The 19,938-nt window shown below is 57.5% G+C and carries 19 protein-coding genes; 12 read left to right on the forward strand and 7 right to left on the reverse strand.

Annotated features, from left to right (window positions below):
• Positions 1 to 126: 126 nt before the first annotated feature.
• Complete coding sequence (locus ACH3PB_RS16945; protein ID WP_416396621.1) at positions 127 to 2,124, reverse strand: hypothetical protein; 1,998 nt, start codon at positions 2,122 to 2,124, stop codon at positions 127 to 129.
• Positions 2,117 to 2,662 (reverse strand): gamma carbonic anhydrase family protein, encoded by a 546-nt coding sequence (locus ACH3PB_RS16950; protein WP_416396622.1) that lies wholly within the window; start codon positions 2,660 to 2,662, stop codon positions 2,117 to 2,119. Before ACH3PB_RS16950 ends, ACH3PB_RS16945 begins: the two co-directional genes overlap by 8 nt.
• A 28-nt stretch (positions 2,663 to 2,690) precedes the next feature.
• On the opposite strand from ACH3PB_RS16950, the gene ACH3PB_RS16955 reads away from it, so the two are divergent.
• Together ACH3PB_RS16955 and ACH3PB_RS16960 are read left to right on the forward strand one after the other, a co-directional pair.
• Positions 2,691 to 4,748 carry a M3 family metallopeptidase gene (locus ACH3PB_RS16955; protein WP_416396623.1) on the forward strand — a complete coding sequence of 686 codons (2,058 nt, stop codon included), beginning with the start codon at positions 2,691 to 2,693 and terminating at the stop codon, positions 4,746 to 4,748.
• Position 4,749: 1 nt separating this feature from the next.
• Entirely contained in the window at positions 4,750 to 5,019 is a 270-nt protein-coding gene (locus ACH3PB_RS16960; RefSeq protein WP_416396624.1) for a YheV family putative zinc ribbon protein, read from the forward strand.
• On the opposite strand, the gene ACH3PB_RS16965 is transcribed toward ACH3PB_RS16960, so the two are convergent.
• Positions 4,980 to 5,729 (reverse strand): hypothetical protein, encoded by a 750-nt coding sequence (locus ACH3PB_RS16965; RefSeq protein WP_416396625.1) that lies wholly within the window; start codon positions 5,727 to 5,729, stop codon positions 4,980 to 4,982. The two genes, ACH3PB_RS16960 and ACH3PB_RS16965, sit on opposite strands and share 40 nt — an antisense overlap.
• A gap of 461 nt (positions 5,730 to 6,190) precedes the next feature.
• Here ACH3PB_RS16965 and coxB point away from each other — a divergent pair, with 461 nt between their 5' ends.
• The 4 genes from coxB to ACH3PB_RS16985 all read left to right on the forward strand — a co-directional run bounded on the left by coxB (position 6,191) and on the right by ACH3PB_RS16985 (position 10,519).
• Positions 6,191 to 7,330, forward strand: coding sequence for a cytochrome c oxidase subunit II (gene coxB, locus ACH3PB_RS16970; RefSeq protein ID WP_416396626.1), 1,140 nt, complete (start codon positions 6,191 to 6,193; stop codon positions 7,328 to 7,330).
• Between the two features lie 38 nt (positions 7,331 to 7,368).
• Complete coding sequence (ctaD, locus tag ACH3PB_RS16975) at positions 7,369 to 8,955, forward strand: cytochrome c oxidase subunit I (RefSeq protein WP_416396627.1); 1,587 nt, start codon at positions 7,369 to 7,371, stop codon at positions 8,953 to 8,955.
• A 10-nt stretch (positions 8,956 to 8,965) separates the two neighbouring features.
• A complete protein-coding gene (locus tag ACH3PB_RS16980; protein WP_416396628.1) occupies positions 8,966 to 9,547 on the forward strand; it encodes a cytochrome c oxidase assembly protein in 582 nt (193 codons plus the stop codon).
• An 81-nt stretch (positions 9,548 to 9,628) separates the two neighbouring features.
• Positions 9,629 to 10,519, forward strand: a complete 891-nt coding sequence (locus ACH3PB_RS16985) for a cytochrome c oxidase subunit 3 (protein ID WP_416396629.1) — start codon at positions 9,629 to 9,631, stop codon at positions 10,517 to 10,519.
• 40 nt (positions 10,520 to 10,559) lie between these two features.
• On the opposite strand, the gene ACH3PB_RS16990 is transcribed toward ACH3PB_RS16985, so the two are convergent.
• Complete coding sequence (locus ACH3PB_RS16990) at positions 10,560 to 10,760, reverse strand: DUF2909 domain-containing protein (protein ID WP_416396630.1); 201 nt, start codon at positions 10,758 to 10,760, stop codon at positions 10,560 to 10,562.
• Positions 10,761 to 10,877: 117 nt separating this feature from the next.
• Here ACH3PB_RS16990 and ACH3PB_RS16995 point away from each other — a divergent pair, with 117 nt between their 5' ends.
• From ACH3PB_RS16995 to ACH3PB_RS17015, 5 genes are read left to right on the forward strand one after another with little or no spacing between them, the layout of a single operon-like run.
• The gene (locus tag ACH3PB_RS16995; protein ID WP_416396631.1) at positions 10,878 to 11,681 is read left to right on the forward strand and encodes an SURF1 family protein; all 804 of its coding nucleotides are present in this window, start codon (positions 10,878 to 10,880) and stop codon (positions 11,679 to 11,681) included.
• Positions 11,671 to 12,351, forward strand: coding sequence for a hypothetical protein (locus tag ACH3PB_RS17000; RefSeq protein ID WP_416396632.1), 681 nt, complete (start codon positions 11,671 to 11,673; stop codon positions 12,349 to 12,351). The genes ACH3PB_RS16995 and ACH3PB_RS17000 overlap by 11 nt, the downstream gene beginning before the upstream one ends.
• Positions 12,352 to 12,387: 36 nt before the next feature.
• The gene (locus ACH3PB_RS17005; protein ID WP_416396633.1) at positions 12,388 to 13,485 is read left to right on the forward strand and encodes a COX15/CtaA family protein; all 1,098 of its coding nucleotides are present in this window, start codon (positions 12,388 to 12,390) and stop codon (positions 13,483 to 13,485) included.
• Positions 13,482 to 14,432 (forward strand): heme o synthase, encoded by a 951-nt coding sequence (gene cyoE, locus ACH3PB_RS17010; RefSeq protein WP_416396634.1) that lies wholly within the window; start codon positions 13,482 to 13,484, stop codon positions 14,430 to 14,432. Before ACH3PB_RS17005 ends, cyoE begins: the two co-directional genes overlap by 4 nt.
• The gene (locus tag ACH3PB_RS17015) at positions 14,416 to 15,747 is read left to right on the forward strand and encodes a serine hydrolase domain-containing protein (protein ID WP_416396635.1); all 1,332 of its coding nucleotides are present in this window, start codon (positions 14,416 to 14,418) and stop codon (positions 15,745 to 15,747) included. The genes cyoE and ACH3PB_RS17015 overlap by 17 nt, the downstream gene beginning before the upstream one ends.
• A gap of 21 nt (positions 15,748 to 15,768) precedes the next feature.
• On the opposite strand, the gene ACH3PB_RS17020 is transcribed toward ACH3PB_RS17015, so the two are convergent.
• Both ACH3PB_RS17020 and ACH3PB_RS17025 read right to left on the reverse strand, forming a co-directional pair.
• Positions 15,769 to 16,125 (reverse strand): hypothetical protein, encoded by a 357-nt coding sequence (locus ACH3PB_RS17020; protein WP_416396636.1) that lies wholly within the window; start codon positions 16,123 to 16,125, stop codon positions 15,769 to 15,771.
• A gap of 68 nt (positions 16,126 to 16,193) precedes the next feature.
• On the reverse strand, positions 16,194 to 17,291 hold the full coding sequence (locus tag ACH3PB_RS17025) for an SMP-30/gluconolactonase/LRE family protein (protein ID WP_416396637.1): 1,098 nt from the start codon (positions 17,289 to 17,291) through the stop codon (positions 16,194 to 16,196).
• Here ACH3PB_RS17025 and ACH3PB_RS17030 point away from each other — a divergent pair.
• On the forward strand, positions 17,290 to 17,577 hold the full coding sequence (locus tag ACH3PB_RS17030) for a hypothetical protein (RefSeq protein WP_416396638.1): 288 nt from the start codon (positions 17,290 to 17,292) through the stop codon (positions 17,575 to 17,577). The genes ACH3PB_RS17025 and ACH3PB_RS17030 overlap by 2 nt on opposite strands.
• 21 nt (positions 17,578 to 17,598) lie before the next feature.
• On the opposite strand, the gene ACH3PB_RS17035 is transcribed toward ACH3PB_RS17030, so the two are convergent.
• Positions 17,599 to 19,890, reverse strand: a complete 2,292-nt coding sequence (locus ACH3PB_RS17035; protein ID WP_416396639.1) for a hypothetical protein — start codon at positions 19,888 to 19,890, stop codon at positions 17,599 to 17,601.
• Between the last annotated feature and the right edge of the window lie 48 nt (positions 19,891 to 19,938).

Here is a 19,938-nt window from a genome sequence, read left to right on the forward strand (position 1 = left end):
TTCTAAGTGATTAGAATTTAAATAGGGGCGAAAGTGTACAGTGTATAGTCACGGTCTCGCCAGTCTCAATCAGCACATATCACAAATGTTCACAAGCCGGCGAGGGCGCCGGCCGGCAAATCGACATCAACGGTTTGTGCTGATTTCGTAAAGGCGGTCTGAGCCATCGATACTTTCATACACCAGTCTGGCCTCTGGCCAGGTGCTGATGACCCCGTCAACAGGGTCTTTGCGCCCATTCGAGTTTTCGCCTGTCACGAACCAGACCCTGGTACCGGCATCGATCAGTGCTCTGACTTCATCGTAGTCGGACAGCATCGGGATGCCGGTCCAGAGGTGTTCAGTGCCGCGACAGCTGATCGTCTCGCGGTAGCGCACGTCGTCCTGGGTGTGGAAGATGTAGCTGATATTTGGAATGTAGTAATCAGCAGCCGGTGAGCTGGATATGATGACGTCTTCGGGTGCTGCCAGTTCACCAACCTTCTGACCCACGGTTTCGAAATCATCCCGCTGATAGTAATGAAACTCGGTATACAGGGGGTAAGCTGATCGAAGGCTGTACTCTGCATGGTCGACGAAAAGCAGGTGGCGCCAGCCGTAGTGTTCTGAACTCAGCGCGTAGCCGCCGAGGCCGAGCAGCAGCAAGGCGCCATGCACTGTCGATGACCGGGCGTTTGCCAACGTGCTGACTCGCCGCGCCAGCCAGTCCACCGCCACGACGATGAACAGCAGCATCAAGGGATACAGGTGAAAGCTGTAGCGCGTGAACGTGAAGCGGGTGTTGAGCAGACAGAACACCGTGAGACAGCCGAGAAATACCAGCAGCAGCAACTTCAGAGAGTTTTTCTCGGAAGTATCCGCTGTCGTACCTGCGCGGGTACTGCCAATCTGGAAGAGCAGGCCGATCAGCGACACCACGGCAATACCCGCGACGATCCACAGCGTCTCCGCCGGCACGGCAGCCAGATAGGTATTGACGAAGCCCCAGTAGAAGGATGGATAGTTCGCCAGCGGCACCGGGCTACGTAAAATCAGCAGCCAGCCGAGGGCGATGGCTGCCACGCCTGTCGCATAGGCCAGGAGAGACGGCAGCCTGATCGCCCTGAAATAGTCTAGCAGCATGAACAGAAACACGAGCATGGCGGCCAGTACGAAGAGGTGTAGCAGGCAGAGCCCGATTGCAACAGCGATCACTGTAGTGCCACGCCAGTCGATAAGTGCGGTGCGGTGATCCTTGACCAGGCGCCAGACCAGCATGACAACACCGGCACCGATCAACGCGAGCGCCAAGATGGTAAGCGGGGAGCCAAGACCATTCAGCACCAGCTCGAACTGAAGATCCGGCAGATCAATGCGGCTGTCTGACGGCGGCTTGACATAGTCTGCCGGCGTGCGCACGGGTGCGCCGAGGCTCCGCATATCGACCAGCTGAAAGGCGAGCGTAACAATAGTCGCCACACCAACGCTCGGCCAATACCACCTGGGCGTGCGCGGCAGATGACGGGCTTCAGTGGGAGACAGCACGAGCGGTACGAAGCACAGCATCAATACGAATATCGCACCCTCGTGTACAAGCACCGCAAGAAGGGCTGTGGCTGGCAGGCGCCAGAACGCTTCTGCATGACCCGCACGCCATTGCAACAGCCACAGTACCTGCAGCGCAAATACGAGCTGGAAGAAGGCATACATCCGCGCAAAGCGGGCGAACTCGATTTCCCACAGCGATAGCAGGAACAACGCTGCCGCCAGAAGTGCGACCGGCTTGGACACGACATATCGGGCAATCACGTAGATGACAGGCGCCGTGAGTAGGTTGGCCACAGCTGTTGGCAAACGACCAGCCAGTTCGGGATCACCTGTAAGGTAGAGCAGTGGGGCGGTGATGTACTGCTGCAGCAGCCCGCGGACGTAATAGCCGCCGCAGGGAAACTCAGGGACGCCCTTGTCCAGGATGAACTGCACAGAGCTCATGAAGTAGTATTCGTCCAGGCTCAGGTTCCACACGCCCAGGCCGACAAAACGGCTCCAGATGCCGCCGAGCACGGCAAAGCCGAGAATCAGCCAGGCGAGCGGTGTGAGCCAGGCTGGCGTGGCGGGTGAGTGCCGGGAGTGTGAATCAACCAAAGCTGGGTGTCTCCGCGAGATACTGGTCCTTCAGGCGCACGTAGTTGGCGGCCGTATACTTGAAGTATTCTGTCTCGCTTGCAGAGAGTGCGCGCACCCGCTTGGCCGGCGATCCGACATACAGGCTGTCACTCTCGAGAATCTTGCCGGGTGGCACTAGCGTGTTCGCGCCAATAACCACGCGTGAAGGCACCACTGCACCATCCATGATAATGGCGCCCATGCCGACCAGGATCTCGTCGCCCAGTGTGCAGCCATGCAGCACCGCCCGGTGTCCAACGGTGACATCGTTGCCGATGATGAGTGGATGGCCGTCACGGGTGAAGGGGCCAGCATGAGTGATATGCAGCACACTGCCATCCTGTATGCTGCAACGGTCGCCGATGCGAATGCTGTGCATGTCGCCGCGGATGATCGTGCCCGGCCACACCGAGCAGTCCTGTCCGAGTACGACATCCCCAATGACTACAGCGGTGGGATCGATGAAGCTTTCGGCCCCGATTAGTGGGTGCTTGCCCTGAAATCCACGTAGATTCATACTGACTATCCAATATCCGTCTGGAGAAATGATGACAGCCTATCAGCCAATTCTTGATCTACCAAGCTTCTCTAAAGTGGACGCGAGCACCCTTGTGGATGAGCTCAAGGCACTGCTGGACGAGTGCCGGGCTGAAATCACACGTGTCATCAATTCCGGTCGTAGCAGCTGGGACGACATCGTGCAGCCTATGGACGAGCTCGCGAATCGTCTCAACCAGTTCTGGGCGCCCGTCAGTCATCTTAACGCGGTGCGCAATAGCGAGCGTCTGCGTGAAGCCTACAATGCTGCGGTCGAACTGTTAAGCGAGTATTACACCGAGCTGGGCCAGAACAAGGGGCTCTATCAGGCCTATCAGGCGCTGGCTGAATCCGCCGAATTTGAACAGCTGCCGCAAGCCAAGCGCAAGGCCCTCGAAGACGCGCTGCGCAGCTTCAGGCTCAGTGGTGTTTCTCTCGAAGCGGATGTCCAGAAGCGCTATGGCGAAATTTCACGACGCCTGGCGCAGCTCACGTCCAAATTCAGCGATAACGTGCTCGATGCGACGCAGGCCTGGAAGAAGCCAGTAGACGACAAGACCTTGCTGTCAGGCTTACCTGAGTCAGCGCTCGACATGCTTCGTTCAGCTGCGAGCAAGGCCGACGACTGCGAAGCGGAGTACCTGTTGTCACTCGAGTTTCCCTGCTATCACGCGATCATGACCTATTGCGACACCCGTGAACTGCGCGAGGAAATGTACGTCGCCTTCAGTACACGCGCGTCTGACCAGGGTCCGCACGCAGGGCAGTTCGATAATACCGAAACCATGCATGAGATCCTCAGTCTGCGCCAGGAGATGGCCCGGCTGCTCGGTTTCGATACCTATGCTGAATACAGCCTTGCCACCAAGATGGCCGAAGATCCGCAAACCGTGACCAGCTTTCTCGAAGAGCTTGCCGAAAAAGCCAGGCCCTTCGCTCGACGTGAATTCGACGAATTGCAGGCCTTCGCCCGTGAAACCGACGGCGAACGAATCACTCAGGCGCAGGGACTCCAGGCCTGGGACGTCGGCTACTATTCGGAGAAGCTGCGAAAGTCGCGCTATGACCTCAGCCAGGAGGCCTTGCGTCCCTATTTTCCCGCCGAGCGTGTGATCAAGGGCATGTTCAGCGTCGTGAGCAAGCTGTTCGGCGTGCAGTTCGAGCAAGCTGAAGCGGATGACTGCTATCACGAAGACGTCACCTTCTATCGGGTGAAGCGCGACGGCGAAGTCATTGCAGCGGTCTACATGGATCTGTTCGCGCGCCAGCAGAAGCGCGGGGGTGCCTGGATGGCCGACTATGCGGTGCGGTATGAGCGCCACGACCATGATGGTGTGCGCCTGCAGCTGCCAGTCGCCTTCATGACCAGTAACTTCACGCCGGCCACCGATAATCAGCCCTCACTGCTCACGCACGATGAAGTCACCACACTCTTTCACGAATTCGGTCATGCCTTGCATCATATGCTCACACAGATCGACTGCTACGATGTCTCAGGAATCAATGGCGTCGCGTGGGATGCGGTGGAGCTGCCGAGTCAGTTCATGGAGAACTGGTGCTGGGAGCCGGAAGCGCTCGAGCTGATTTCAGGTCATTACGAAACTGGTGAGCCTCTGCCGGTCGACCTGCTGGACAAGATGTTGGCGGCCAAGCATTTCAACAGCGGTATGATGATGGTCAGGCAGATCGAGTTTTCGCTGTTCGATTTCCGTCTGCATCAGGACTATGAGACAGGCTTCGACGTCCAGAAGCTGCTCGATGAGGTGCGGTCGAAGGTCGCCGTGGTGAAAGTGCCGGCCTACAACCGTTTCCAGCACAGCTTCTCGCATGTGTTTGCTGGTGGCTATGCGGCAGGCTACTACAGCTACAAATGGGCCGAAGTTCTGGCTGCTGATGCCTTCGATCTGTTCACTGAGAAAGGTATTTTCGACGCCGAGACAGGACAAGGCTTCCTCGAGAACATCCTGTCGAAAGGTGGTAGCGAAGAAGCGCTGACGCTGTTCAAGCGCTTTCGAGGTCGCGAGCCCAGTGTCGAGGCACTACTGAAGCAGTCAGGGCTGCAATAGCATGATCAAGCGATTCATTGCTGGTGCTGTCTGCCCGCGCTGTGCTGCGATGGACAAGATACGCGCCTGGACCAATGAGCAGGGCAAGCAGGTGCGCGACTGTGTGGCCTGTGGCTTTAATGAGGCGCTGAACGATCCGCCAGCGCCAGACCTCCCGGCGAACCGAATGGAGGCTCGAAAACAGCAGGCTGATTCGGCAAAGGCTGCCGTGAAGGAGCAGCCTATCAAGTTCTACAAACTTCCGAAGCGTGACCCGAAGCCGGGTTCGTAGCCCAGACTGAGCGCAATCTTGTGGGCGGTCAGCAGCGTCGCCAGATTGTTCTCCCTCAGACGAAAGCAGCCGCCGGAATGGCGTCGTCTGCACAGGCATTCACAACGATCGTCTGCTTCGGAACAAGGGGCGGATGGCGTAGGGTCTGCTGCATCAGCGAGCGACTGCGCGAAGGCACGACTGTCGAAGCCGCCGGGCCCACACACCTGGTTGATGAGCTGATCGAGATCGTTCTCACAAGCCAGATCGACTTCATTGGCGAAGGGTTCGCCGACAAGCTGGTGGACCAGCAGGTTGGCTTCATCGTTCACGAAATGAAAGGCGTCACTGCGCCCGAGGTCTGGGTAGGTGTCGCGGAACTCCTCGACTAGTCGGTGGCATCGGTAGGCCTTGATGAGCAGCCCGCTGACACCGGATTGTCCGGTCACGGCTTCTGGTAATTCAGTGAAGTAGCGAACGCACTGATCGCAGATGGCGCTGAGAAGACTGTCTGGTTCTGCATCGCGACTGATGCACTGAAGAACCGCCGGCACCAGCGAGATGTACAGGCGCACGAAGGCCCCAAGCGCTGCGCCCGCATCCGTGTCGGCGATGGAGATTCGGCCCGGAAGCTGGCCAAGTCGCCGACCGATCCAGAGCTGCAGACCGCTGGCTTCGAAATCTCTCCGTACGCCGGAATTGATGATCTCGTCTACAACATCGAGCGTCATCCCGTGTTCCTTACCTCATGTGAGCCATGACAGGGTCCGAACAGGAATTGAACTGTTTCTGAGACTCAAGCATGTGCACTTTTGAGTGTAGACTCAAGCCCAGGAAAAAGGTAATTGCTGCCCGCTTCAGAATATGCTTATACTGGCCGCAAATAACCCCGTAGCTATTTGGTCAGTGCCAGTAGTTGTATAGTTGTCCCCTAAGCGATTGTCTTGCAAAGAGATGATTGGGCGGACTGCCTTGCGATGAGCGGTCGCTGTCGATACTGTCGGCTATGCGGAGTTGGAAGAACAATAATAGATCGCGCAGCGCCGTCTGCTTCGATGATCCCGTGAGTTCATGGTGCGGGTTCACGTGGCTAGCTCATGCTCTTTATTTTGTTCTCTATCCGCAGTCGTGTATCGACGCCAGATACCTGCGTCCGGTTTTCCAGGATTCAGCTATAGACTGTGGAGCTTGCATGACTGTCCTCTCACACCTCCGACGACCCCGTCGGCTCTCGCTTGCCATCGCTACGGCAGTGCTGAGTATGGTTCCCCTGGTCGCCAGTGCCGCCTGGGAGCTCAATATGACCAAGGGCGTCACTGACATCAGCCACAAGGTCTACGACCTGCACATGCTCATTCTCTGGGTCTGCATCGCCATTGGCGTCGTCGTCTTCGGCGTCATGTTCTGGTCGATGTTTGCCTACCGCAAGAGCAGGGGCGCGAAGGCCAGCAAGTTCCACGAAAGCACCACCGTCGAAATCATCTGGACTGCAATTCCCTTCATCATCCTTATCGGCATGGCGATTCCCGCCACCGGCACCCTCATCGAAATGTACGACACCAACGATTCCGAGATCGATATCAAGGTCACCGGCTATCAGTGGAAATGGCGCTACGACTACCTGAAGGAAGACTTCGGCTACTTCAGTGTGATGGAAACGCATCAGGATGAACTCTACAACCGTGCTGAGAAAGGTGAGCACTACCTGCTCGACGTGGATGAGCCAGTCGTTGTGCCCATTGGCAAGAAAATTCGTTTCCTGGTCACGGCTGCCGATGTCATTCACTCCTGGTGGGTGCCGGACATTGCCGTCAAGCGCGACGCAATTCCGGGCTACATCAATGAATCATGGACCCGCATCGACACGCCCGGTATCTACCGCGGTCAGTGCACCGAACTCTGTGGCAAGGACCACGGCTTCATGCCGGTCGTCGTCAAGGCCGTAGAGCAGGCAGAGTATGACGAGTGGGTTCTGGCCAAACAGGAAAAGGCAAAGGAAGAGTTCGAGCTGCAGAGCAAGGAGTGGACACTTGCTGAGCTGGTAGAGCGCGGTGAAGCGGTGTATGCGAAAAACTGTGCCGGTTGTCATCAGGCCAATGGGCAGGGCTTGCCGCCCACATTCCCATCTCTGGTCGGTAGCGATCTGGTCATGGGTGCCATCGAAGGCCACGCGGAAATCGTGATCAAGGGCAGCCCGGGTACTTCGATGCCGGCTTTCGGTGGTCAGCTGAGCGATGTCGATATCGCTGCGGTAGTCACCTACGAACGAAATGCCTGGGGTAACGACCTCGGCGATATGCTCGAACCAAAAGACGTCAGCGGACTTAAATAAGCGGCCGGTTGGTCTGCAACAGGCTCAGGAGACAGGACATGAGTGCGGTAATAGATTCCCATCACCACGATGATCATCATCACGGCCCTGCAAAGGGATTCACGCGCTGGCTGTATACGACCAACCACAAGGACATCGGTTCGATGTACCTGTGGTTCAGTTTCACCATGTTCCTGCTTGGCGGGTGCATGGCGCTGGTCATCCGCGCGGAGCTGTTCGAGCCCGGCCTGCAGATCGTAGCCCCTGAATTCTTCAACCAGATGACGACCATGCATGGCCTCATCATGGTATTTGGCGCGGTCATGCCGGCTTTTGTCGGTCTGGCCAACTGGCTGATACCGATGATGGTTGGTGCGCCGGACATGGCGCTGCCACGCATGAACAACTGGAGCTTCTGGATTCTTCCGTTCGCTTTCAGCCTGATGGTTTCTACCCTGTTCATGGAAGGCGGCGGCCCCAATTTCGGCTGGACCTTCTACGCACCGCTGTCGACGACCTACGCACCGCCCAGCGTGACCTTCTTCATCTTCGCCGTGCACATGATGGGTATTTCCTCGATCATGGGTGCCATCAACGTGATCGCGACCATCCTCAACATGCGTGCCCCTGGCATGACCATGATGAAGATGCCGATGTTCGTCTGGTCCTGGCTCATTACGGCTTTCCTGCTGATTGCGGTAATGCCGGTATTGGCTGGCGTCGTCACCATGATGCTGACCGATATCCACTTCGGCACCAGCTTCTTCAAGCCTGAGGGCGGTGGTGACCCCGTACTGTTCCAGCACGTGTTCTGGTTCTTCGGTCACCCCGAGGTCTATATCATGATCCTGCCGGCTTTCGGTATCGTCTCGCAGATCATTCCGACCTTCAGTCGCAAGCCCCTCTTCGGCTATGCTTCAATGGTTTATGCCACGGCATCCATCGCGGTACTGAGCTTCCTGGTATGGGCTCACCACATGTTTACAGTGGGTATGCCGCTGGCAGGCGAGCTGTTCTTCATGTACGCCACGATGCTGATCGCTGTGCCGACAGGTGTGAAGGTCTTCAACTGGGTGAGTACCATGTTCAAGGGCTCGCTCACCTTCGAGACCCCGATGCTGTTCTCGGTGGCCTTCGTCATCCTGTTCACCATCGGTGGCTTCTCCGGACTCATGCTGGCCATGGCGCCGGCTGACTTCCAGTATCACGATACCTATTTCGTAGTTGCGCACTTCCACTACGTACTGGTGCCAGGTGCCATTTTCAGTATCTTCGCGGCTGCGTATTACTGGCTGCCAAAGTGGACTGGCTTCATGTACGACGAGACCTTGGGCAAGTTGCACTTCTGGCTCTCGTTCATCGGCGTCAACCTGACCTTCTTCCCAATGCACTTCGTAGGTCTTGCGGGCATGCCACGACGGATTCCTGACTACGCGCTGCAGTTCGCCGACTTCAATATGGTCGCGAGTGTCGGTGCCTTCCTATTCGGCACCACACAGCTGCTGTTCCTGTTTATCGTCCTGAAGTGCGTCAAGGGCGGCAAGCGTGCTACAGCTTCCGTCTGGGAAGGTGCAGAAGGCCTCGAGTGGACCATCCCGTCACCAGCGCCTTACCACACCTTTGCGACACCACCGAAGATCAACTGAGGTAGCGGACGTGAGCGAGCATAGCGAACAGCCAGACAACGGCACCCCGACGCGCTCACACGCGGCTACGGTTCGCAAGTTGCTGTTCGTCGTGGTCGCGATGTTCGGCTTTGGCTTTGCGCTCGTGCCGCTCTATGACCTGTTCTGTGATATCACTGGCATCAATGGCAAGACCAATGGCCGTTATGAGGGTGAGATTTCCAGTGCGGAACCAGGCGAAGGCGAGTCGCGCCGGATAGTCAGGGTGCAGTTTACGACGAGTAACAACGCCAACATGCCGTGGATCTTCAATCCACCGGAAAACAAGCAGATGGATGTCGTCGTGGGTGAGCCGGTGCAGGTGGATTTCTTTGCGCGCAATCCGACAGATCGCTTCATAGTCGCCCAAGCCATCCCGAGTGTGGCGCCCTCGAAGGGCGCAGACTACTTTCATAAGACCGAATGCTTCTGCTTTCAGCGGCAGGAACTCGAAGCAGGCGCTGATACCTTGATGGGCCTACGATTTTTCATCGACAGGGATTTGCCGGAAGACATCAAGACCCTGACCCTGTCGTACACGATGTTCGAGGTTCAGGATCATGCCAGCCGCTAGAGCGATGGCTAACAACCACATAGTAGACGCAACAACAATCACAGCAATCGTCTATCGACGAAATCAGGGAGTCACTCACGCATGAGCACCAATTACGAATCCTATTATGTGCCGGAGCAGAGCAAGTGGCCGATTATCGCCACTGTAGGACTGTTTCTGCTGATGTACGGTCTGGGTTCCGTGCTCGTGGATCAGACTGGCAATGCTGATACGCAGACGTCCTGGATCATCTTCAGCGTCGGCGCAGCGATCATGGTCTTCATGTTCTTCGGCTGGTTCGGCGCAGTGGCGAAGGAAAGCATGTCCGGGCTTTACAGCCAGCAGATGGACCGCAGCTTTCGTTGGGGCATGGCCTGGTTCATCTTCAGTGAGGTGATGTTCTTCAGTGCCTTCTTTGGCGCACTCTTCTACGCCCGCTGGCTGGCGGTTCCATGGCTTGGCGGTGCCGGCGACGGTGCGATGAATACCTTGCTCTGGCCGGAGTTTCAGGCCGCCTGGCCACTGATGAGCAATCCTAATCCAGAGCTGTTTCCGGGGCCAACCGAGACCATCGACCCATGGCACATCCCGCTGCTCAACACTGTGCTGCTGCTCATCTCAAGCGTCACACTCACGATTGCCCACCACGCCATCAAGAAAGACAAGCGCGGGCAGGTGATCATCTGGACCGCGGCGACCATCATCCTGGGCGCCATCTTCATGGGCTACCAGATCCACGAATACGACATCGCCTACAGTGAACTGAACCTGACGATGGAATCAGGCATTTATGGCACCACCTTCTTCCTGCTCACCGGTTTTCACGGTCTGCACGTTACGCTGGGCGCCCTCATTTTGCTGGTTATTCTGATTCGATACATGCGGGGCCATTTTTCGGCGAAGCAGCATTTCGGTTTCGAGGCGGCGTCGTGGTACTGGCACTTTGTCGACGTCGTATGGCTTTGTCTGTTCTTCTTCGTCTACGTTATCTGACCATCCGGCACATCGCCCGCCAGCGCGGGCGATGTGCTACTCAAGGCTGGGCATTCAGGGTCAGATGACCGGTGGAAACCAGCACGACGATCAGCACCAGCACCGCTATTGAAAAGCCGAGGCGATACCAGAGCGCCTTGATGAGGCGGTCGCCCTCGCCAGCATCCTTGATGAGAAATACCAGCCCGCTGAACAGGCTGATGATTGCTGCTATTACCAATGCACCCAAAAACAGTTTCATGTATCAGACCACCTTTTTTATGGCCAGTGTGGTCGAATTGCCACGCGGTCACCACCCTTTTATGTTGACGACTCCGGCAAGCGAAAAGCTCTGCCAACAGGACCTGACTCGGATAGAATGATGTCCCTTACCGCCAGGCTACGCCGACACTGGAAGATTCTGGTGTTCACTGCCTGCTTTACACCGCTGTTTCTTTATCTCGGCGTCTGGCAGCTTGAACGTAGTGATGAGAAAGCCGCACTGATGGCGCGGATGAATGCTGCTACAGAGGCCGCGCCACAGGCCTACGACTGGGCCTCGGAAGATCGTCCTGAGAGCTTTGTGAGGCTGCGGGTTCGGGGGCGATTCATGCCTGCGAGCCAGGTGCTCTACGACAACCAGATTTACAATGGCCGGTTTGGCTACAGGGTTTTCACCCCCTTTTGTGAGCCGGGAGGCGAGAACTGTCTATTGGTTGAACGAGGCTGGATAGCGGGCAATGCCGACCGCTCGAAGCTGCCTTCTTCAGAGCTTCTGGCGGTTCCTGAGGGCGTGGTCGAAATCACCGGTCAGGCAGATATTCTGCAGGCTGCACCACTGATCATGGAAAATACCGAGGCGGATGCACGCCGTGCGCAATGGCCGAGACGCGTACAGATGATGGTTGATCCACCGACCTTGCTCGAAGGTTTTGAAGACGTCGCGACCTTGCCCACGGTATCACCGGTCGTGTTGCCGTGGGTCCTGCGCATGGCGCCGTCCTCGCCAGGTGCCTTGCAGCCTTTCTGGACACCGAATGTCATGTCGGCCGAAAAGCACACGGGCTATGCCCTGCAATGGTTTGCCATGGCCTTTGCCCTGTTTGCGCTGACAGTGTGGCAAATTCGCCGCATCGATGATGAACTCACAACACGGAATCTGGAACAGAACCATGACCAATAGCCGTCAAACGCCCCCCACGAACTCAGACGCCACGCAGGGGCTCCCGCAGCACGAACCAAATCGCCGGCTCGGGCAATTGAAACTGCTCGCCCTCTTCGGTATCGCTATAGCGCCGGTCTTCCTGGCAGCGTTCATGTATTTCGGCAACTTCGGCGTCCCCGACACCTCGACCAACAACGGAACGCTTGTACTACCGCCTTTGCAGGCCGAGACCGTGCCTGAGCTGACGGAGATCTGGCAACGAGAGACCATGAAACAGGCAGACGACAAGCCGAAGTGGCTGCTCAGTGTTGTTGGGGATACACGCTCGCAGCCAGATGAGGCCCTCGAGCGTGATGAGGCCTCTCTGTATCTCGCCCGCCAGGTGACTGTTGCTGTAGGCAAGGACCAGAATCGCATCGGCTACGGTTGGCTACAGCAAGGTGGCACACCCGAAAGCAGCAATTCAGTGGTAGACCGTTACGCTGACCTCCAGTTGGTCAGCATCGGGTCCGAGGCCGAGGCTGCCATACAGGCCTGGCTCGATAATGCAGGCATCAGCGCCCAGCCAGGCGATTTTGTGTTGGCGGACCCGAACGGCAACTTTATCATGCACTATCCCAAAGCGACCGACGGCAAGGCCATCCTTGAAGATCTCAAGCGATTGCTGAAGGTCTCCAAGATCGGCTAGTTTAGAAAGTTTTCCGCCTCCAGCATGAGCAGTTCGATGACCTCGCCCAGACATTCTAAAGTCCTTCGCTACCTCAGTGTATTCGCCCTGTGCTTCGCCATGCTGGTGATCATGAAGGGCGCCTATACACGGCTCGTCGACGCTGGCCTGGGCTGTCCGGACTGGCCGGGCTGCTATGGCATGCTCGGTGTGCCGGAAGCACCGGAGGATGTGGCGCGCGCAGAGGCCCTGTTCCCTGAGTCACCCGTAGAAGCGCACAAGGGATGGCCCGAAATGATCCATCGCTACATCGCCGCTACACTCGGTCTGTTCATACTGATCATGGCCGGGCTGGCGCTCAGACAACAGCGGCCGGGGCTTTATGATGGCGTTCCCAACGTTTCCCTGCATGCGCTGGCACTGCTGGCCATGGTGATTCTGCAAGGGCTGTTCGGCATGTGGACTGTTACGCTGAAGCTCTGGCCTCAGGTCGTGACAGCTCATCTCTTGGGCGGCTTCGCCACACTGACATTACTGGCGCTGATGTCATGGCGTCTGTGGGTGCCCACAGTGCCGGCTACGCATGGGCAGGTGGCCAAGGCACGGAGCCTACGACCGCTGGTTTCGACGGCGATCGTCGTGCTGGTGCTGCAAATCGCGCTGGGCGGGTGGATGAGTGCGAATTATGCTGCACTGGCCTGCGTTGATCTGCCCACCTGCCATGGCAGCTACTGGCCGGCCATGGATTTCAGCCGGGGTTTTGATCTTACCCAGCACGTCGGCCCGAACTATCTTGGTGGGGTCATGGACAGCGAGGCCCGCGTCGCCATCCATTTCAGTCATCGCGTTGGGGCCATCGTGACAACCCTGGTGTTGCTGTGGCTCATCGTGAGCACCTACAGAAGCGGGCAGCCGATGCTGCAGCGACTGGCACTCGTTGTCAGCGCTTTGCTGGCCATTCAGGTGGCGCTGGGCCTCACCAATGTGCTCGCGTTCGTTCCACTTTGGAGTGCGGTGCTTCATAATGCCGTAGCGGCGCTGCTGCTTGTTGGTCTGGCATCCATTGCCTACGTCCAGACTGTCATGCTCCGCTTAGCGCCGCAGCACCATAATAACGACAAGATGCCACACCAAACCGGGATATCAGCGACATGACAGTTCACGCCAGCTCAGAACGCATTGACGAGACGCTACAGGGGCCAGTCAATACCCCGGCGACGCCTGCGCGTGCCGTCTGGAAAGACTATCTCGAGCTCTGTAAACCGCGTGTAGTCGCCCTCATGCTGCTGACATCCGTGGTTGGCGTCCTGCTGGCACCTTTCGAGACCTTTCCCTGGTCCGCAATGATTCTGGGCAACCTTGGTATTGCGCTGATGGCTGGTGGTGCTGCCGTCATCAATCACGTCGTAGACCATCGCATCGATTCCATCATGGCGCGTACACGCATGCGTCCTGTCGCGCAGGGCAAGATTCCGGTCAATCGTGCCATGACCTTCGCGGCTGTCATCAGCGGCCTCGGCTTTGCCATCCTGATGGGCTTCGTCAACAGTATCACCGCATGGCTGACCTTCGCTTCACTGATAGGCTATGCCGTGGTCTATACCATGTTCCTGAAGCGCGCCACGCCACAGAACATCGTGCTTGGAGGCCTTGCTGGTGCTGCGCCACCACTTCTGGGCTGGACGGCGGTGACCGGCGAAGTCTCCGGGCACGCACTGCTATTGGTGCTCATCATCTTCGCCTGGACACCGCCGCATTTCTGGGCGCTCGCCGTCCATCGAAAGGCCGAGTATGCGCAGGCTGAAATTCCCATGCTTCCGGTCACTCATGGCGACGCCTATACACGGCTCCACATCCTGCTCTACACCTTCATTCTGCTTGCTATCTCCATGCTGCCCTTCATCACCGGCATGAGCGGGTGGTTCTACTGGGTCTGCGCGCTGGTACTGGGCGGACGTTTCATCCAATGGGCCGTATGGTTGCTGCGCGACAGTAAGCCGCGTGCCGCCATACTCACATTCCGATTTTCCATCACCTACCTGATGCTGCTTTTCGTGGCTCTCCTCATGGACCGATATATCTTCGATGCCTTCTATTACTGATCCCTTACAGTTTTATTCCAGCGTCAGCCAGGGACTGGCGCGTAATTCCAACAGCTTCCTCAAGCGACAGCTCAATCTGTTGCAGACCCCTGTCGAGGCTGGTGCACTCGATCACCTGACCGACATCGATCCCGGTGAGATCGATCCCGAGTCAGTAGGGGTCAGCAGGGCTGAAATCGAAGGCATCTGGCAGGCAGTCGAAACGCTGTACCAGAGCGGAACGCAGCCGGCAGTGACACTGTGTATTCGGAAGCAGGGCCAGTTGCTGATGCATCGGGCGATCGGCCATGCCCAACTGCCAGAGTTAGGCAGCAACGAGCGCGCCGAAAGAGCAGGCACTCGGATCAGTCTCGACACGCCTATCTGCATCTTCTCCGCCAGTAAGGCGATTACGGCGGCGCTCATCCACAAATTAGTGGAAGATGGCGAGATCAGCTTGAGCGACCCCGTCAGTTTCTATCGACCAGAATTCGCGGCGCGCGGCAAGGGCGATATCACCATTCACCAGATCCTGTCGCACCGTGGCGGGATACCAGGCTTGCCGGCCCATGAGCCGGTCGAGACCCTGTACGATGATGAGCGTGTGTGGCGGCTGCTCTGCGAGGCCAAACCAATTGCGGTAGATGGTGGCAAGCTGGCTTATCACGCGATAACCGGCGGCTTCGTGCTCGCCAAGGTTCTCGAAAAGGTGACCGGTGACACGATTCAGAACTATCTCGACAAGCATCTCCGGCAGCCGCTCGGGATGAAGTATTTCCAGTATGGTCTCGCTGAGAAATTTAGAGATAGAGGCGCTGACAATGTGGCAGCCGGGCCGGCTACGCCATTTCCCCTGTCCATAGTGGTCAAGCGAGCGCTGGGCGCGAGTTTCTCGGAGGCTGCCAGGATCTCGAACGGTGAAGCCTGGCACAACGCCATCGTGCCCGCCGGTAACATTTACTCAACGGCGGAAGAAACATCACGCTTTTTCCAGATGCTGCTGCAGGGCGGCACCTGGAATGGCAAGCGTATTCTGTCGGAGCGCTCTGTGCAGCGGCTTACGGAGGAAGTTGGTACCTGTAGTATCGATCGGACAATGCTCATTCCAATGCGATATAGCGCTGGTCTCATGCTTGGCGCCGATCCCGTCGGGCTGTTTGGACCATACTCGAGACAGGCTTTCGGTCATATCGGCCTAATCAACAAGTTCTGCTGGGCAGATCCGCAGCGGGATATTTCGGTTTCGCTCATGACGACGGGGCTGAATCTGGTGAGCCATCATCTCCTGCCGCTTGGCCTGGTGCTCAAGCGCATCAACTCAGCCTGTGACGACTGACGAGACGGGAGACTCAGGGCGCTACTGACCCCAGCTACCGCTCTGCTGGTCCACGATGGCAATTGTGTTTCGGAGTGTCCGGTTCAGGCGCACCTGTGTATTGGTGCGCTCGACCAGCTTTGACACATTGGCCAGCAGGCGATGCAACTTCGGGCTGACCTGACGAATCACGTCGGTGATCATCTCATAGGGGTAGTGGTGATCCTGAATACTCAGTTTGTTGAGTTCGTTCAGTTCGCGATGGAACACGGTAAGGATGTCGTAGATGATATCCTTGCTCTCGAGCGTCGAAGCCTCCCAGTAGGCGTCGTCCAGCACATCGATCAGCGACTGGAACTCGAGACTGGCATCAGTGATTCGGGCGGGTGACGCAGACATACAGACCTCTGGGTGAATGTGGCAAGATCGGGCTGCTTAAAGCATAGCAAAGTTTCCGCGTAACGAGATCAACGCGCTTCGGGAATAGCCGTGACGACGCCTATCCGATTACCAGTCAGTGTGCCGAGATAGAGCGTGCCGTCCTCACCTTCTTCGACCGAAGTAATTTCCCAGACATGTTCGCCAGTTGGATCCTGAAGGTTCTCGAGCACTTCGCCTTGCTCGTTCAACGCCAGGATCGCGCCGTGCCTGGTTGCCTTCGGTTGCAAGCGCTTTGGCAGGGCAGCAATCAGCTCCTTGATAAACGGGTAAGGATGCGTTTTGTCGAGTGCGGCACTGCGAGGTGCGAAGAGCGCCACCCAGTAGCGCCCATCACTGCCTCTGGAAATGCCGTCCGGGAAGCCCGGTAGCCGGTCGGCGAATACTTCAGACTGCCCGGCCTTTGGGCCCGTGATCCAGTATCGCAGGACCCTGTAGCGAAAAGTTTCGTTGACGAGCACAGACTGCTGGTCCGCTGCGACAGCGACGCCGTTGGCGAAGAACAGCTTGTCGAGCAGCAGGGTGAGCCGCTCACCTTCGGCGGCAGAGGGATCGTAGGCAAACAGCCGACCATGCGGCCGAGCTTCGAGTATCTCGAGCTGTAACTCATCCATTGCGCTGCGTGACGATGCATCCGAGAAATAGATAATTCCGTCGTCAGCAATATCCACATCATCAACGAAACTGAGCGCCATCGGGCCGCCAGCAGGCACCAAGGTCTCGAGCGCCCCGGTGTCGAGGTCGAGTCGCAGCAAGCCCTGTTCGGCATCAGCAATCACCAGGCGCTCGGACTGGTCGAGTGCCAGACCAAGCGGATGCCCGCCAGTATTGGCCAGCACCTCAATCTCATCGTCACGGCTGATTCTGACGATGTCGCCATTGGACTGACCGGTGTACACGAGCCACTGCGGACGATCGGCCTCACGAACTGGGTGCACGTCCTCTGCGCCAGCCAGCTTGCCTCGGGCTATCAGCGGAATATCCTGCAGCCGATCGTTGGCGGAGAGCTGTTGTGCGCGAGCGGGCTGCCAGGCCTTCGCATCGATTGGCGCGTTCAGCCACAGGGTGGTGACGACCACCACAACACACAGAACGATTGCGAGAACGAAAAAGGCAACAGAACGCATGACACTACTTTCCTTCAATGGCAGGATGAATGAGGCGGATGGTAATCATTGTGCAAGCGACGGGGTAGCGATCATGGAACTTCCACCAGACTTTCTGAACGAACTGGATGACGACGCTAAAGCCAGCTTTCTGCAGGACATGGTGCTCAGAAGCAGCGAAGCCGATGCGTACCTCGGCGAGCTCGAGAAGGACTGTGCACGGCTGGAACGGGATATCAGAACCGGCCGCACGATCGTCAGTTTCGACGCCGAATCAGAGACCTTCGCCCTATTGGCGAAGGCGTGATCAGGCGACGAAGGTTCTGACTCAGTTGTTCTTTGCGCTGTCATCCAGCAGGTCGATCAGTGGCTCGTACTGAAAACGCTGCAGCATGACGATTTTCCCGTTTGTAGGCCCCTGAGCTGATGCGTTCGCGGGTATTTCTTCGAGGAAGGCAGCAGTCGGGCGCTCGCCCTCATACTGAAGATGCCAGCACCAGGACGCTGTCAGTGGGCTCTGGTCTGTATTGACTGGACAGCCGAGGTTGGGTCGGCATACCGAAGCAAGCTGATCACCAACATAATTGAAGCTCGCTATTTCCACCGGTGTGACCGCTTCTGCGCCGGCGGGTGCAGCCCCACAGGCTTCTGCGCTGTCATTGAAGATAATGCCGATCGGATTGAAGCCGAACAGATCGCTGAACTGTGGGGCTAGCTGGGCCAGGCCGGCCTGCACACTTTCGGCATCGAGCGTGGGCACTTCAACGATACGCTGGAAACGCTCAGCGGTACCCGCAGGCTCCTCGGCAGGGATCGCGGCTTCGATCTTGCGCGCTGAGACAGTCAGCTCGTCGAGCTTCTCCAGTGGGTCATTGCTCGTAGCCAGTCCACCCAGCAGCTCTGCGCGTACCGACGGGTCAGCTAGCGTCACGCTGCGATCAGCTTGCATACTGATATTCTGCAGTCTCAGCAGAGTGGGCTCGTCACCCTCGGCCGGGTCGTATGCTCGCGTAACCCGGTATACCTTGAATGGTGACAGCTGAACGACGCTTTCGTTGATGATCCGCCCGGCTGCATCGAAGCTGAAGCGCCAGAGATAGTCGAGACACCCGGTGGTGGAGCCGTTCGGATTTTTGCTGGTTTCCTCAGTCTCAACGTAATAGATGCTGTAGGCAACGCAGGATTCGCCCTCACTGCCGATACGTACTTCCCAAATGCTGTCATCATCCGCGCGGATACCGATATCGGTGTAGTCTTCGAATAAGCGGTTGGCAAACTCTCTGGTGTTGACTGAAACCCGAGCGCCTGAAACGGCTGACTCGACAGCCGGTTGTCCTTCAAGATAGCTTATCTTCACTTCGGGCTCTGGCGCGGGACGGGATAGCTCCGTGGACTCGGGGCGGAAAGTCGTCAGCGGCTGGAAGCCGAACACAGGGTGCGGCACGAACTGCAGTTCAATGGCGCCAAAAATCTTCTGCTGCAGTACCCGACCGAACACGCCATAGGTAAAGTCGGTCTCGGCAAAGCGTTCGCAGGCTAGGTTGGAGCTGTCTTCACAGGTTTCGATAATATCGACGCCGCCTGACGATATCGACGTCAGATTCATCTGGTTGCTTTCCAGATCGGTTCGTCCGCTGCTAGTGGCCAGGTTACCCGCAAACCACTGTATCTTGCTGACCGCGAGCGGGTTATCCACGCCAAGCGCGAGCCGCATGTGTCGCTCTATGCGTCTGAGCGGCATGCCAAGCAGATTGCCCGGGGTGAGGACCTTTTCCGCATAGCGGTTGGCGACTGGCAGCCATTGCGCCACATCTGCCAGCAGCGCCAGGTGGCTCGACCTGACTATTTCGGGTGGCAGCGCATCAATGACTTCGCGGCTTCCGGGTGTGCTGTTGCCAGCAGCTTCCACCAGCTTCTCGATTTCTGCCTGGAGCGCCACAGTGGTGGCTTTGGCATAGGCATGCAGCTTACGTTCAGATTCGGCAACGTAATCCCGCAGCAAGTTGGTGTTGAGCTTGAGCAAAGCGCTGACAGCCGTGCCAGCGGTTCGGAAATCTGGCGCTACGAATGCCGGGTCTGCTGCGTTGTCGGCCGCCTGCTGCGCGATATAAGCGGCCGTCAGGGTGCTGAACGGCGTTATGAAGCGTACCCCTGGCGGTGCTTTCAATGTGTATGAGCGAAGTACGAGCCCACCAGCCTCTTCTTCTGGGCCTGCTGCATTGAAGGGAATGAGGTCCTCGTCGGTCGCCTTACCCGCTTCGACGAACGCCAGCAGAGGATAGGCGCCGGGATTTTCGATGCCCGCCAGTTGCTCTTCAGTAAACGAGTACAGGCCAAATTTGCCGGTCTCTGCCGATGGTTCGTTCACCTCATAGGCGTCGTTGGCATTGAGGTCCATCCAGACGAAGGCATTGCGCAGATAGCCATCGATGACACGGCCTGCGAAGATGCTACCTTCAGGCAGCTCGTCTTCAGGGTCGACCAGAGCCGTACCGCCTTTCTTGCTGTCATCGCTGCAGGCAGCCAGTACGGCAGTGAATGCCAGGGCCAGCAGTATGAGTCGTGCCAGTTGACCGGCAAGACGGCTGGGGTGGAACATCGGCTGTTCAGTGATTGTCATGAACTGGGGCTCTGGAGTCGAACGGTAAAAAGGCGTCACGGGGTATGC

The organism is Allohahella sp. A8 (assembly GCF_047946665.1).
Classification (GTDB): domain Bacteria; phylum Pseudomonadota; class Gammaproteobacteria; order Pseudomonadales; family Oleiphilaceae; genus Allohahella.